We start from the raw sequence: 14,702 nt of genomic DNA, 5'->3' as shown, positions 1-14,702 counted from the left end.
GCAGACGACACGCCGCAGAAAGCGCCCCGAAATAACAGGAGGAGTATAGGGACCGCCAAAACACGGTCAAGCAGGGAGAATCCCGAGCATTCCCCAGATGTGAAAGGCGCTGAGGTGGGTCGGCGCCCTGCGTGATTCGCTTCGAACTAGATGGAGAAAGAGCCGTTCAACGGCAGGCCCGCGCTTTCGGCAAGCCCCTTCACCCACTTGCGCCCGGGCAAGCCGAGCTCCGCTTCGATCAACTTCGCGCGTTCGCCGAGCGCGGCGAACGGGACGTCGAGCGCGGGACCGGCGAACGCAATCGCCACGCGGTTGCCGTCATGCACTTCGGGCAGCGCGATCACGCGACGATCGAATGCTTCGTTCAGATGGCGCATGTTGCGCACGAAGCTCGGATGATCGCCGAAGAGATTGATCGTCACGACGCCCGCTTGCGGCGCGAGACACGCGCGGCACGCCCGGTAGAACGACACGCTGTCGAGCACGGGACCGCGCGCAGTGGCATCGTAGATGTCGATCTGCAACGCGCCGATGGTGCCGTGATTCGCGCGGTCGTTGACGAACTCCCATGCGTCGCGTTCGGTCACGGTGAGGCGCGCGTCGTCGTAGGGCAGCTCGAACATCGCGCGCGCGGCGATCACGACCGCCGGATTCAACTCAACCGCTTCGACCTTCGCGCGCTTCAGATACCGATAGCAAAACTTCGTGAGCGCCGCCGCGCCGAGCCCCAGTTGCACGATGCGCTCGGGCGTCTCGATGAACAGCAGCCACGCCATCATCTGCTGCGCGTATTCGAGTTCGATGTGATCGGGCTTTCGGAGGCGCATCGCGCCTTGCACCCATTCGGTGCCGAAATGCAGATAGCGCACGCCGCCTTCTTCGGAGAACGTCACGGGCGCGAAACGCGGCTTGCGCGGCGCGTCGATGCGCGGCGCGTTGGCGAGATCGTCTTCGTCATGTCGATGCTTGTTGTCTTTCTTGCGGCTGAACGCACGCGCTTCGGCCGATGCGCGCTTGATGAGAGTCGTCATTGTGTGCTGAGAAGGTCGCGCCAGATGCGCAATTTTTGATCGAACGAGAGGATAGCATTGGCGGGACTGGACGACGGCAGCACGAGCGTGGCGTAGCCCGCCGCTGCGATCACGGGCGCGAACTTGCCCGATGTCTTGCCGTTGAAGCACACCTTGCGCAGCGTCGGAAAGCGCTCGCGGAACACGGCGAAATCGTTCGGCGATGCATGGCGGATCGCGCTGTCAAGACTGCCTTTGCGCTCGCACGCGGCGAGCACGTCCCACAGGCCGATGCCGTGCTTCATCACGCGCGCGAGCCGTTGTTCGTAGGCGAGTTCGTGCAACGGTTCGCCGATGACCGCGCCGACCAGCCGCCAGAACTGATTGCGCGGATGCGCGTAGTACTGCGTCGCCGCGAGCGACGCGACGCCCGGAAAGCTGCCGAGAATGAGCGTATGGGTATGCGCGTCGCCGACCGGCGCGAAGCCCGCGAGTTTCATCGCGCTTCGCCGTGCGCGACGCGCTTTGCATGCGAGCTCAAATGCTCGTAGGCCCGCGCATGTTCACGATGCACCGCATGCGGCACATGGCGCGATGAGAGCGCGCGCCAGAGCGCATCGAGAAAGCATTCGGTGACCATCAGCGCCGCGCCGTGGCGCAGAAAGACGGACCGCCTCGCGACGAGCGCGTGACTCGCCTGCGCGTGCTTCGCCGCCAGCCGATACAGCGGATGCCGCGCGGTCAGCACGCGGCTGGCGAGCATCGAACGCGACACACTGCTGTCGCTATAGAGAAGCTCGGCGAGCGGCCGCGTGCGCAGGCGTCGCATGGACTGCCACACGCCCGTGCTGTGCGACAGCGCGACGATGCTGTGCGCCGCGACGAACGGCACGCCATCGACCTTCAGCACGACTTCGCGCGTCCAGACCGGCGTGCGCGGCGTCGCGCCGAGCGCGCGGCATTCGTCGCGCCACGGTTTATCGACGGCTTCGCGCGTGACCTCGACCGTCACCGCGCCGAGCGTGCGCAGATGGGCGGTCAACGAGCCGCCGCGCGTGAGCCAGTCTTTCTGATCGTCACTGCAAACGGGATGCGGCGCGATGCGCCAATGGGCATCGACGGGATCGTTCGGAATCGGCATGGCGGCCATTATAGAACCGGCCTCGGGTTCGGATGAATCGTATGGCGCGCGTAGCGCGGGCGGGCAAGACTATTGAATCCGCGCGCTGCCGAACGCCGGAATCTGTAAAACCTTGAGGACATCGAAATGACTAAGAACACGAAGCAAACCTCGCCGAAGGTCGCGCACCTCGCCGCCGATACGCTGCACGATCCGAAGGCATCCGCAATCGCGAAGAAGCTGGCCGGATCGGCGCTCGCGCAATCGCACTCTTCCAAGCAGACGAGCGCCGAATTGGAGCACAAGGCCAGTGAAGTGCTGCACAGCGAAAAGTATTCGCACGAGACGAAGACGCTCGCCGCATCTGTGCTCGCGCAGTCGACGAAAGACCGCAAGAGCAAATAAAAAACGCGCTGCCGGCTCACCCGGCAGCGCGTTCTTTCATGCGCGTCTCAATACGGCTTAGTGCGCGAGCAACAACGCGTTCGTCCGCTTCACGAAGCTCGCCGGATCTTCCAGCGTGCCGCCTTCGGCCAGAAGCGCCTGATCGAAGAGCAGATGGCACCAGTCCGCGAAATTCGCGTTCTCGGCGTTCAGCGCCTTCACGAGCGGATGGTCCGGATTCACTTCGAGAATCGGCTCCGCTTGCGGCGCCTTCTGCCCCGCCGCCTTCAGCATGCGCTGGAGATAGCCGCTCATGTCGCCTTCGTCCGCGACGAGGCAGCTCGGCGAATCGGTCAGACGGAACGTGAGGCGCACGTCCTTCGCCTTGCCTTGAAGCGCCTCTTTCATCTTCTCGACGAGCGGCTTCATTTCCTCGCCGACCTTTTCCTGCTGCTGCTTTTCTTCGTCGTTGAGCGCGCCGAGATCGAGGTCGCCGCGCGCCACGCTCGCGAGCGGCTTGCCGTCGAATTCGTTCAGGAACGACAGCATCCATTCGTCGACGCGATCCGTCAGCAGCAACACCTCGACGCCCTTCTTGCGGAACACTTCGAGATGCGGGCTGTTCTTCGCGGCCTGCCAGTTGTCGGCGGTCACGTAGTAGATCTTCGTCTGCTCGGGCTTCATGCGCGCGACGTAATCGGCGAGCGACACGTTCTGCACGTCGCTGTCGTTATGCGTCGATGCAAAGCGCACGAGCTTCGCGATGCGCTCGCGATTGCTGAAGTCCTCGCCGATGCCTTCCTTCAGCACCTGGCCGAACTCGCGCCAGAAGGTGGCGTACTTTTCCTTGTCGGCGTCTTCGGTCGCTTCGGCCGAGGACGTCGCCAGTTCTTCGAGCATCGACAGCACGCGCTTGGTCACGCCTTCGCGGATCGCCTTCACGTCGCGGCTTTCCTGCAGGATTTCGCGCGACACGTTGAGCGGCAGATCCGCCGAATCGACCACGCCCTTCACGAAGCGCAGATACGCGGGCAGCAGTTGCTCGGCGTCGTCCATGATGAACACGCGCTTCACGTAGAGCTTCAGGCCGCCGCGATGCTCGCGGTTCCAGAGATCGAACGGCGCGTGCTTCGGCACATACAGCAGTTGCGTGTATTCGCTCCGGCCTTCCACGCGGTTGTGCGTCCACGCGAGCGGATCGTCGTGATCGTGCGAAATGTGCTGATAGAACTGCTTGTACTGCTCGTCGGTGATCTCGCTCTTCGGGCGCGTCCAGAGCGCGCTCGCCTGATTGACGGTCTCGTCCTCGTCCTTCACGACCACCTCGCTCTTCTCCGCGTCCCATTCTTCCTTCTTCATCAGAATGGGCAGCGCGACGTGATCCGAGTATTTCTGGATGATCGATTTCAGCCGATGCGACGACAGCAGATCGTCTTCGTCCGCACGCAAATGCAGCGTGATGGTGGTGCCGCGTTGCGCGCGCTCGATGTCCTCGACTTCAAAATCGCCCTCGCCCGCGCTCGTCCAGCGCACGCCCTGGCTCGCCGGCAGGCCGGCGCGGCGCGTTTCGACCGTGATCTTGTCCGCGACGATGAAGCCCGAATAGAAGCCCACGCCGAACTGGCCGATGAGCGCGGCGTCCTTCTGCTGGTCGCCGGAGAGCTTCGAGAAGAACTCCTTGGTGCCGGACCGCGCGATGGTGCCCAGATGCGAGATGGCTTCGTCGCGGCTCATGCCGATGCCGTTGTCGTCGATGGTGACGGTGCGCGCGGCTTTATCGAACGAAATGCGGATGCGCAGGTCGGGATCGTTCTCGTACAGCGCGCTGTTTTCGATCGCTTCGAAGCGCAGCTTGTCCGCCGCGTCCGATGCGTTCGAGATCAGCTCGCGCAGGAAGATTTCCTTGTTGCTGTACAGCGAATGGATCATCAGGTGCAGAAGCTGCTTCACTTCCGCCTGAAAGCTCATGGTTTCTTGCGCCATGGTCGGGTCCTCTGGTTGATGTCGTCGGATGCTGTCGTGCCGCCGGGCAATGCGGCCGGCTTTCGGCGCGCCGCCCGGCGAATTCGTCCGATATGAGGGCGGCCTGCGCCATTTCAAGAGCGTTGAGCGACGCGTTCGATAAGATGCGCCTGCGCCACTTTCCACCTCGCCGAACGACATGCTCAAGCCCGCCCGCCGCTCCCGCTCGCTCACGCCCGGCGAGATCGCGCTGGCGCGTCTCGTCTTTCGCGAGGCGATCGACTATGCGACGGTCCGCGTGCATGCGCGGGCGTATCTGCCCTTCGGCTTGCAGCCGCCGCATACCGCAATGGCCCCCAACGGCAGCCTTTATTTCCCGCGCGCGTGCCATCGCGATGACTTCTCGGGGTGCGGCATCGGCGATCAGATGTGGTTCATCCACGAGATGACGCACGTCTGGCAGTTCCAGCTCGGCTATTGGGTGCGCCTGCGCGGCGCGATTCGCATCGGGCTCGGCTACGGGTATGCGCTCGGAGCGGAGAAGCGCCTGTCCGACTACAACATGGAAGCGCAAGGCAATCTGCTAGCCGACTACTTCGCGCTGAAGTTCTGCGACGCGCCCGGCGCGCTCTACGAACACCGCTACCGGCACGCGCCCGATGCGCTCGCACGTTACGAAACGGTGCTCGCGGATTTTATCGACGCGCCGTTTTCACGACGCCATTTGCCGGGCGGCCGCTAGACCGAGCGCCGCGCGACCTTCTCCAGATGGCCCGCGATCAGCGCGGGCAGCGCCGGATCGCCGCAATTGGCGACGTTGAAGCGCATCCATGTGGTCGGTGACTGCTGCGGCGAAAAAAGACTGCCGGGCGTCATCAGAAAGCCGGCCTCGTGGCCCGCCGCCGCGAGACCGTCCGAATCGACGCCCGCGTCCGCCCACAGGAACATGCCGGCCTCGGGCGTCGTGAAAAGCCGCAGGCCGGTGCTTTCCAGCATGCGCGCGGTCTTGTCGCGCACGGTGTCGAGCCGCGTCCGCAGCCGCTCGACGTGGCGCCGGTAGTGGCCCTCGGTCAGAATCTTGTAGACGACGCGTTCGTTCAGCTCCGGACTCGTCATGCCGACGAGCATCTTTTGATCGGCGAGCGCGTTGGCCACGTCCACCGACGCCGCCACGTAGCCCACGCGCAGGTTCGCGGCGAGCGTCTTCGAGAAGCTGCCGAGAAAGGTCACGCGCTTCAGTTGATCGAGCGAAGCGAGACGCGTGGCGGCGAAGCCCGTCGGGCAAAGGTCGCCGTAGACATCGTCCTCGACGACGATAAAGTCGTACTCCTGCGCGAGCTGAAGAATGCGAAACGCCTGCGCCGCGGTCAGCGACGTGCCGGTCGGATTGTGCAGCACCGAGTTCACGATGAGCATCTTCGGCCGCCACGTCGCGACGAGCGTTTCCAGCGCGTTCAGATCCGGACCCTCGGGCGTGTACGGCATGCCGACGAGCCGCGCGCCCTGCGACGCGAAGCGGCCGAACATCTGGAACCACGCGGGATCGCCGACGATCACCGCATCGCCCGGCTTCACGTAGATGCGCGCGATCAGGTCGATGGCCTGCGTGATGCCCGATGTCAGCACGATCTGCTGCTCGGATGCGCCGATCTCCAGTTCCGCGAGGCGCGTCTGCAACTGCTGGCGCAGCGGCAGGAAGCCTTGCGGCGTGCCGAGACCGAGCATTTGCGCGCCGGCGAGACGGCTCATGGACCGCAGCGCGTTGGTGATCAGTTCGCCGTCGAGCCAGCGCGAAGGCAGATAGCCCAAACCCGGCCCCTTCTCGGGACTCGCCGTGTGCAGCATGTTGCGCAAGAGCCAGACGACGTCGATGGTGCTCTGCACCGGCTCGCGTTGCGACACGGCAAGCGCGCCCGGCGCAGACGGCGTGATGCGATCGCGCACGTAGAAGCCCGAGCCGCGCCGCGAATCGAGATAGCCGTGCGCGACGAGCCGCTCGTACGCTTCGACGACGGTGAAACGCGACACGCCCTTGTCGATCGCGAGCTTGCGGATGGACGGCATGCGCATGCCGGGCCGGAACACGCGCTCGTCGATGCGGCGTCGGCCCCACTGCACGAGCTGGTCGACGAGCGTGAGCTGCTCTGCGTCATGCGGCGCGGGAATCTGGTCGAGCGGAACGGACATGCGGACCTCGGCGGACGGATGGGCGAAACTGTACCGAATGGGATCAGGCCGATTGTACCGTTACTGTTCTGGTGATTGCCGCTACATTTTCCTTTCCGGCGACCGGTACGGACGCCCGACGGGCCAGAATCAGCGGTTATGCTATCGGCCCCCGATTACCGCCTCACGCGAAGCCATGACCGCTCATCCGCTGAAACTCGACCATCTCGTGATCGCCGCGCGCACGCTCGAAGAAGGCGCGCGGTTCGTCGCCGCGACGTTCGGCGTGGAGACGGCGCCGGGCGGCGCGCACGCGCAGATGCGCACGCACAACCGGCTGCTCAACCTGTGGGGCGGCGCGTATCTCGAAGTGATCGCCATCGATCCGGCCGCGCCGCCGCGCGAGGCGCCGCGCGCACGCCTTTTCGCGCTCGACGATCCGGCCATGCACGCGCGCCTCGCGAACGGCCCGCAACTCGTGCACTGGGTCGCGCGGGTCGAGCGTCCGAAGTCGCTCGCGCGCTGGCGCGAGCAGTATCCGCAACGCATTGCGCCGGTGGTCGCGATGTCGCGCGGCGGCAATACGTGGGGCCTCACCGTCCCCGACGACGGCGCGTTCCCCGCGTGGCAAGGCGCCGGCGACGGCGTGCTGCCCTCGCTGATTCAGTGGGACACGCCGCGCCATCCGAGCGGCGCGCTCCCGGAGACCGGCATCCTGCTGCGCTCGCTGACGGGCTATCACCCGAACGCGGAGGCGGTCGCCGAGCAGCTCGCGTGGCTCGGCGCGGCGCATCTGATGCGCGTGGAAACGACGGCGGGCGCGCCCGCGCTCGTCGCGGAATTCGAGCTGCCGGACGGCTCCGTCGTGACGCTCGGCGAAACCGCCGAATCGTCGGATGCGGCCCGGCGCGCGCAGGAAGAAGCGCAGCAGGCGTCGAACAAACGCCGCCGCGCGAAAGCCCGCAAGGCCGACGAAGATGCGCCGCAGCCGGAACTCCCGCTTTCACCCGAAACACTCGATACACCCGACTGACGCATAAGAAAGGAGACGCCCCACGATGAGAACCCGCGAAACCGAAGGCATGCTGCTCGGCCTGATCGGCGTCGTCATCTTCAGCCTGACGCTGCCGATGACGCGCATCGTGGTGCAGGAAGTGCATCCGCTTCTGAACGGCCTCGGGCGCGCGCTCGTCGCGGCGATTCCGGCGGCGCTCCTGCTCGCATGGCGGCGCGAGAAACGCCCGACCTGGCCGCAGATCAAGAGCCTCGCGGTCGTATCGCTCGGCGTCATCATCGCGTTCCCGGTGTTCTCCGCCTGGGCGATGAAAACCGTGCCCGCGTCGCACGGCGCGGTAGTCAACGGCTTGCAGCCGCTGTGCGTCGCCATCTACGCGGCGTGGCTGTCGCACGAACGGCCGTCGAAAGCGTTCTGGGCGAGCGCCGTGGCGGGCAGCGCGATCGTCGTCGCGTTCGCGTTGCAGGCGGGCGGCGGCGGCTTGCAGGCGGGCGACCTGCTGATGCTCGTCGCGGTCGGCATCGGCGCGCTCGGTTATGCGGAAGGCGCGCGTCTCGCGCGTCAGATGGGCGGCTGGCAGGTCATCTGCTGGGCGCTCGTGCTGTCCGCGCCGTTCCTGCTGCTGCCGGTGGGCTGGCTTGCGTGGGCGCATCACGCAGCGCACCCGGAGCCGCTCGCGTTGCGCACGTGGCTCGCGTTCGGCTACGTCACGCTCTTTTCGCAGTTCATCGGCTTCTTCGCGTGGTACGCCGGGCTCGCGATGGGCGGCATCGCGCGCGTCGGACAAGTGCAACTGCTGCAGATTTTCTTCACGATGGCATTTTCCGCGCTCTTCTTCGGCGAGCACGTGAGCGCATCGACGTGGCTGTACGCGGCCGCGGTGATCGTCACCGTGGTGATCGGCCGCAAGACCGCGGTGCGCGCCGCGCCGGCTGCGGTGAGCAGCGTCAGTAAGAGCCCGGCGCCCGTGGCCGCGCATCCCGGCCACGCAAAATAACCCACGCGGGCGATAATCGCAGTTTGCGCGTCTTCCTTGCCCACGCGAACGCAATAACCGAAACCCGAGACAACCGAGACACTTCATGAATCAAGCCGACCTCCGCGCCACGCCGTGGCAACTCTCCGAACGCGCCCGCAAGCTCACCAGTTCGGCGATTCGCGAAATCCTGAAGGTGACGGAGCGGCCCGAAGTCATTTCGTTCGCGGGCGGACTGCCCTCGCCGGCCACGTTTCCGGTCGAAGAAATGCGCGAAGCGTCGGAGCGCATCCTGCGCGATCAGCCGTCGGCGGCGTTGCAGTACAGCGCGACCGAAGGCTTCATGCCGCTGCGCGAATGGGTGGCCGCGCGCTATTCGGTGGACGGCGTGACCATCCGCCCGACGCAGGTGCTCATCACGACCGGCTCGCAGCAGGCGCTCGACCTGCTCGGCAAGGTGCTGATCGATCCGGGCAGCCGCGTGCTGGTCGAAACGCCGACGTATCTCGGCGCGCTGCAGTCGTTCTCGCTGTTCGAGCCGAACTACGTGCAGGTGCCGACCGACGAGTCCGGCCTGATCCCCGAAGGCCTCGATGCCGCGCTCGTCGCGAATGCGCGCCTTTTGTACGCGCAGCCGAATTTCCAGAACCCGACCGGCCGCCGCCTGCCGCTCGCCCGCCGCCGCGCGCTCGCGGCGTTCGCGCAGAAAGCCGCGTTCCCCGTGATCGAAGACGATCCGTACGGCGCGCTCGACTACGCCGGCGCGCCGCTGCCGACTCTGCTCTCCATGGCGCCCGATCACATCGTGCATCTCGGCTCGTTCTCGAAGGTGCTCGCGCCGGGCCTGCGCGTGGGCTACATCATCGCGCCCGAGGAACTGCACTTCAAGCTCGTGCAGTCGAAGCAGGCCACCGACCTGCACACGCCGAGCCTCACGCAGCGCATCGTGTACGAAGTCGTCAAGGACGGCTTTCTCGATACGCACGTGCCGACCATCCGCGCGCTGTATCGCGACCAGTGCGCCGCGATGCTCGCCGCGCTGGAACGCCACATGCCGGCGGGTGTCGAATGGAACCGGCCGGAAGGCGGCATGTTCGTGTGGGTGAAACTGCCGAAGCACATCGACTCGATGAAGCTGCTGGAGGAGTCCATCGCGCAGAACGTGGCCTTTGTGCCGGGCGGTCCGTTCTTTGCGAATCAGGCCGAACACAACACGATGCGCCTCTCGTTCGTCACGGTCCCGCCCGCGACGATCGACGAAGGCGTCGCGAGGCTGGGCGCGCTTATTCGCGCGAGCATCTGACGCGATTCACGGGCGCCCGCGCGCCCTTCACTCTTGAACAGGAGCAACGATGGCATCCAACATTTACGACAAGCTGAAGGAACTCGGCATCGACCTGCCCAGCGCGGGCGCGCCGGCCGCCGCTTACGTGATGAGCGCGCAAAGCGGCAACACCGTCTATCTGTCGGGCCATATCGCGAAGAAGGACGGCAAGCCCTACGTCGGCAAGCTCGGCGACACGCTCACGACCGAAGAAGGCAAGGCCGCCGCGCGCAACGTGGCCATCGACCTGATCGCGACGCTGCATGCGCACACCGGCGATCTTTCCCGCGTGAAACGCATCGTCAAGGTGATGAGCCTCGTGAATTCGACCTTCGATTTCACCGAGCAGCACATCGTGACCAACGGCGCGTCGGAGCTCATCGCGGACGTGTTCGGCGATGCCGGCAAGCATGCGCGCTCGGCGTTCGGCGTCGCGCAGATTCCGCTCGGCGCGTGCGTCGAGATCGAATTGATCGCCGAAGTCGGCTGATCGCGACGGTTCTTGCGCACTTCGCAAACCCGGCCGCGTGAGCGCGCCGGGTTTTTTATTACCCTTCCACTTTCAAACCATGTCCGCCCGCACCGTGCGCTTCAGTCAGGTCGATGTCTTCACGTCCGTCGCGTTCAAAGGCAACCCGCTCGCGGTGGTCTTCGACGCCGACGATCTTTCCACCGAGCGCATGCAGGCCATCGCGCGCTGGACCAATCTCTCGGAAACCGCGTTCCTCCTGCGGCCGACCGATCCGCGCGCCGACTATCGCGTGCGCATCTTCACGACGGCGACCGAGTTACCGTTTGCCGGCCATCCGACGCTCGGCACTGCGCACGCGCTGCGTTCGAGCGGCTACGCGCCGAAAGAACCGGGGATGCTCGTGCAGGAATGCGGCGTCGGGCTGGTGACGCTGCGCGACCGCGATGACGGATGCTGGGCGTTCGCCGCGCCGCCCGCGCGCATGATCGAGCTGGATGAAGCGCAGCGCGAGCGTCTCGCCGCCGCGCTCGCGCCCGTCGAGATCGACTTCAGCGCGCCGCCGTGCGCCGTCGACAACGGCGCGCCGTGGCTGATCGTGCGTCTGAGCGACGCGGCCCAATGCCTCGCGATGTCGCTTCGCGGCGAGGCACGGCAGGCGCTGACGGCGCTCGTCGCGGAAGTCGGCACGCACGGGCTCGTGGTCTATGGCCCGCATGAGAACGGCGTGCCGGCGACGTTCGAGTTGCGCGCGCTGCTGCTCGGCGCGGAGAACGTCGAAGATCCGGTGACGGGCAGCGCCAACGCCGCGCTCGCCATGTTGCTCACGCGCCAGGGCAGGCGCCCCGCCGACGCGTATACGGTGCGCCAGGGCACCGCGCTCGACCGTGACGGCCGCGTGACCGTCATCTACGACGACCGCGCGGACGGCCCGCAGGTGTGGATCGGCGGCGACTCGGTGACGGTCATCGAAGGGACAATCCGCTTGTGAAACAATGGCCTGCGCGCGGCTAGCCGTAAACCCCGAGCGGCCATGCTTTTGCTTTCTTAATCGCTGCGGCTTCAGTACTATCTGAACATTCGGGGGCCGGAAGAAAGGCGCGGAACCCGGTCCCGCGCCCTGCCGCGTAGTGCGGCGAGGCCGCAAACGCAGGCGCAAACGCAGGCGCCGACGCCCGCTTCGTCGTCACGCAAACGGTTAAACGGTCGCATTCAGGCGGCCGAAGCTCGTCAAGCGGTATATTGAACGGCTTTGGCCGAACGTCTCGAGACATGCATCGCCACTTTCACGACGCGCGCTGGTTCGCAGGGCGCGCGCTTCGCGGCATGGCCGCGCCGGGCACTCCATGAAGCGCACGCGCTCCCACGCGGCGAGCGATTCGCGCGTCAACGCGCCGTCGCTGCGGCGGCGCCGCGCGCTGCTGGCGATCCCGGTGCTCGGCAGCTTGCTGCTGGTGCTGCTGTGGGCGGTGATCTTCGCGCGGCTTTCGGTGGAACGAGAGGCCACCATGCACGAATCGATGGCCTCCGCCGCGATTCTTTCGTCCGCGCTCGAACAGCACACCATCAAGGCGATTCATCAGGTCGATCAGATCACGCGCTTCGTCAAATACGAGTACGAGAAAGCGCCCGACCACTTCAACCTGATCGCGACCGTCGAAAAAGGCGTCGTGCAGAGCGACACGCTCGTGCAGGTTTCGCTGATCGACGAGGACGGCATTCTGATCGCGAATACGTCGGACCCGCATCCGAAGCCGATCGACCTGTCCGACCGCGAGCACTTCAAGGTTCACCTGCACGCGAACGACGATCTGCTCTACATCAGCCGTCCGGTGCGCGGGCGCGTCTCGAACCTGTGGACGCTGCAGATCACGCGACGGCTCAATCATCCGGACGGCTCGTTCGCGGGCGTGGTCGTCGTTTCCGAAGACCCGACGTACTTCACGAGCGACTTCTATAACGTCGCGTCGATCGGGCGCGAAGGCGTGATCGCCGTGGTGTCGGACAACGGCTCGGTGCTTGCGCGCAGCACGAGCGGCACGCTGGCGGAGAATTCCGCCCGCGACGCGGTGTCGGCTGGGGGCTCGCGCAACGCGGGCAATGCGTCAGGATCCGCGCACGCCGCATTCAGCGCAAGCGGCGTCTATCCGACCTCCGAGCACGCCTCGGGCATCTATGTCGATCCGATCGACCACGTCAAGCGCCTCGTCTCTTACCGGCATATCGACGGCTATCCGCTCGGCGTGCTCGTCGGCCTCTCGGAGCGCGAGGAATTCGCGGACTACAACCACACGCGCAACGTCTATCTGCTGATGGCGAGCTTCATCTCTTTCGCGATGCTCGGCTTCTTCGCCGTCGCGACAGGATTGATCGGCAAGCTGCTCGGACGCGAGCGCGAGATGACGCATCTTGTCGAATACGATCTGCTCACCGGGCTGCGCAACCGTTATTCGACGCTGCGCGCGTTGCGGGCCGACGTCGCGCAGACGGACAACATCGGGCGGCTCGCGCTGCTCTTCATCGATCTCGACAACTTCAAGACGGTCAACGACACGCTCGGCCACAACGCGGGCGATATCGTGCTGCAAATGACCGCGTCGCGGCTCGCCGAAACGGTGGGCCACGGCGGGACGCTCGCGCGCATTGGCGGCGACGAGTTCGTCGTGATCGTCAAGGGCGACGACGTCGAAAAGCGCGCGGTCGGGCTCGCCAACGACATCGTGACCATGTTCGCGACGCCCTTCGACGTGCGCGGCAGCGCGTTCGTGCTGCACGCGAGCATCGGCATTGCGCTGTACTCGGTGTCGAATGAAAGCGAGATCGACCTGCTGAAGAAGGCCGACCTCGCGATGTACAGCGCGAAGGACGCGGGCAAGAACTGCTATCAGTTCTACTCGCCGCAGCTCTCGCATCGCGCGGACCATCTGATGAAGTGGGAGCAGCAGCTACGCGTCGCGCTCGCCGAGCGCCAGTTGTTCCTCGTCTATCAGCCGAAGATCGATCTGGCGCGCCGCTGCATCACGGGATTCGAGGCGCTCGTGCGATGGAACCATCCGCAGCACGGGCTCATTCCGGCGAACGAGTTCATTCCGGTGGCCGAATCGACCGGGCTGATCGTCGCGGTCGGCGATTTCGTGATTCACACGGCCTGCGCGCAGCTCGCGCAGTGGCAGCGGGCCGGCTACACGGGCCTGTCGCTCGCCGTCAACATCTCGGCGGTGCAATTCTGGCGCGGCGACTTGCTCGAAACCGTCGCCCGCGCGATCGAAGCGTCCGGCATTCCGCCGGCCAAGCTCGAACTCGAAATCACCGAGACCGTGATGGTCGAGTATCCGGAACTGGTGCAGGAGAAGATCGTTGCGCTCAAGCGTCTGGGCGTGCGCATCGCGCTCGACGACTTCGGCACCGGCTATTCGTCGCTGTCGTATCTGAACCGCTTTTCGGTCGATACGCTCAAGGTGGACCGCTCGTTCATCCAGGCCATTCCCGAAGATCGCAGCGTCTGCGTGATGGTGTCCGCGATCATCAATCTGGCCCGCTCGCTCGGGCTGACCGTGGTGGTCGAAGGCACCGAGCGCGAGGAACAGATCACCTGGCTCGCGGCGCTCGGTCCGGTGGAAGCGCAAGGCTTCCTGTTCTCGCGGCCCGTTCCCGCCGACGGCGTCCAGGCGCTTCTGGACCGCTTCGGCGTATGCGGCTGGGCGCTCGCAAGCGGCGCGCTCGGGCTCGGCACGCTCGGCCAGGAGCCGTCGAATACGGCGTTGAGCGACGAGCGCGGTAGTTAATCGGTTGATCCGGTTGCTGGGATCAGATGCCGCGCGACAGCACCGCAGTCCCGATCGTCACGATTCCCAACACGAGATTGACGACAACGAGCCTTCGCACGGTGCCGACCGCCCGCGCGCCATCGGGCCAGTTCTGCGCCTGCACCGCACGGCGGATGCGCGGAAACACGGCGAAGCGGATATGCCCGAAGATCAGCATCATCACGATGCCTAGGCCTGCCATCGCGTGAAGCGGCCATGCGGCATGCGCGCCGCCGTATTGAGTCAGCAGAAAGCCGCCCGTGATCAGGATCACGAGCACCGCGCCCGCGACCCAGTTGAAGAAGCGCGCGAATACGGCTTCCCAGAGCGGCAGACGCAATTGCGGCGCGAGGTCGCCGAGCGCGGGGCGCAGGCAGAAGTGCGCGAAGACCATGCCGCCTATCCATACGGCCACGCCGAGCAAGTGAAGAAAGAGCGCGGCTTCGATGGCATGAGTCATGAGGTGTCGA

13 protein-coding genes and 1 pseudogene are annotated in these 14,702 nt (G+C 65.6%); 8 read left to right on the top strand and 6 right to left on the bottom strand.

Annotated features, from left to right (window positions below; translation table 11 throughout):
- Window positions 1-146: 146 nt before the first annotated feature.
- The 3 genes from LDZ26_RS04005 to LDZ26_RS03995 are packed head-to-tail and all read right to left on the bottom strand — an operon-like array spanning window position 147 to window position 2,151.
- Window positions 147-1,031: a spermidine synthase gene (locus LDZ26_RS04005; RefSeq protein WP_244848266.1), complete on the bottom strand. Its 885-nt coding sequence runs from the start codon at window positions 1,029-1,031 to the stop codon at window positions 147-149.
- Window positions 1,028-1,510, bottom strand: a complete 483-nt coding sequence (locus tag LDZ26_RS04000) for a DNA-deoxyinosine glycosylase (protein ID WP_244848265.1) — start codon at window positions 1,508-1,510, stop codon at window positions 1,028-1,030. The genes LDZ26_RS04005 and LDZ26_RS04000 overlap by 4 nt, the downstream gene beginning before the upstream one ends.
- Window positions 1,507-2,151 carry a chorismate lyase gene (locus LDZ26_RS03995; RefSeq protein ID WP_244848921.1) on the bottom strand — a complete coding sequence of 215 codons (645 nt, stop codon included), beginning with the start codon at window positions 2,149-2,151 and terminating at the stop codon, window positions 1,507-1,509. The genes LDZ26_RS04000 and LDZ26_RS03995 overlap by 4 nt, the downstream gene beginning before the upstream one ends.
- A gap of 126 nt (window positions 2,152-2,277) precedes the next feature.
- On the opposite strand from LDZ26_RS03995, the gene LDZ26_RS03990 reads away from it, so the two are divergent.
- Entirely contained in the window at window positions 2,278-2,535 is a 258-nt protein-coding gene (locus LDZ26_RS03990; protein WP_244848264.1) for a hypothetical protein, read from the top strand.
- 57 nt (window positions 2,536-2,592) lie between these two features.
- Here the strand turns inward: LDZ26_RS03990 and htpG are convergent, their stop codons facing one another.
- Complete coding sequence (gene htpG, locus LDZ26_RS03985; RefSeq protein ID WP_244848263.1) at window positions 2,593-4,497, bottom strand: molecular chaperone HtpG; 1,905 nt, start codon at window positions 4,495-4,497, stop codon at window positions 2,593-2,595.
- Between the two features lie 178 nt (window positions 4,498-4,675).
- Here htpG and LDZ26_RS03980 point away from each other — a divergent pair, with 178 nt between their 5' ends.
- Window positions 4,676-5,218, top strand: a complete 543-nt coding sequence (locus tag LDZ26_RS03980; protein WP_244848262.1) for a Rhs element Vgr protein — start codon at window positions 4,676-4,678, stop codon at window positions 5,216-5,218.
- Here LDZ26_RS03980 and LDZ26_RS03975 read toward each other — a convergent pair.
- A complete protein-coding gene (locus LDZ26_RS03975; protein ID WP_244848261.1) occupies window positions 5,215-6,663 on the bottom strand; it encodes a PLP-dependent aminotransferase family protein in 1,449 nt (482 codons plus the stop codon). The genes LDZ26_RS03980 and LDZ26_RS03975 overlap by 4 nt on opposite strands.
- Window positions 6,664-6,838: 175 nt before the next feature.
- Between LDZ26_RS03975 and LDZ26_RS03970 the strand changes: the two are divergent.
- The 6 genes and pseudogenes from LDZ26_RS03970 to LDZ26_RS03945 all read left to right on the top strand — a co-directional run.
- Window positions 6,839-7,501, top strand: a pseudogene (locus LDZ26_RS03970) (VOC family protein); the annotation flags it as partial.
- A gap of 199 nt (window positions 7,502-7,700) precedes the next feature.
- Window positions 7,701-8,654, top strand: coding sequence for a DMT family transporter (locus LDZ26_RS03965; protein WP_244848259.1), 954 nt, complete (start codon window positions 7,701-7,703; stop codon window positions 8,652-8,654).
- A gap of 85 nt (window positions 8,655-8,739) precedes the next feature.
- Window positions 8,740-9,936, top strand: a complete 1,197-nt coding sequence (locus LDZ26_RS03960; RefSeq protein ID WP_244848258.1) for a PLP-dependent aminotransferase family protein — start codon at window positions 8,740-8,742, stop codon at window positions 9,934-9,936.
- Window positions 9,937-9,985: 49 nt separating this feature from the next.
- Entirely contained in the window at window positions 9,986-10,447 is a 462-nt protein-coding gene (locus LDZ26_RS03955; RefSeq protein ID WP_244848257.1) for a RidA family protein, read from the top strand.
- Between the two features lie 79 nt (window positions 10,448-10,526).
- Window positions 10,527-11,417 carry a PhzF family phenazine biosynthesis protein gene (locus LDZ26_RS03950; protein ID WP_244848256.1) on the top strand — a complete coding sequence of 297 codons (891 nt, stop codon included), beginning with the start codon at window positions 10,527-10,529 and terminating at the stop codon, window positions 11,415-11,417.
- Window positions 11,418-11,772: 355 nt separating this feature from the next.
- Window positions 11,773-14,211 carry an EAL domain-containing protein gene (locus LDZ26_RS03945; RefSeq protein WP_244848255.1) on the top strand — a complete coding sequence of 813 codons (2,439 nt, stop codon included), beginning with the start codon at window positions 11,773-11,775 and terminating at the stop codon, window positions 14,209-14,211.
- Window positions 14,212-14,233: 22 nt separating this feature from the next.
- On the opposite strand, the gene LDZ26_RS03940 is transcribed toward LDZ26_RS03945, so the two are convergent.
- Window positions 14,234-14,692, bottom strand: coding sequence for a CopD family protein (locus LDZ26_RS03940; protein ID WP_244848254.1), 459 nt, complete (start codon window positions 14,690-14,692; stop codon window positions 14,234-14,236).
- Between the last annotated feature and the right edge of the window lie 10 nt (window positions 14,693-14,702).

The sequence above is a fragment of the Caballeronia sp. SL2Y3 genome (genome assembly GCF_022879575.1).
In the GTDB taxonomy this organism is placed as follows: Bacteria; Pseudomonadota; Gammaproteobacteria; order Burkholderiales; family Burkholderiaceae; genus Caballeronia.
This window is presented reverse-complemented; position numbering and strand designations above follow the sequence as displayed.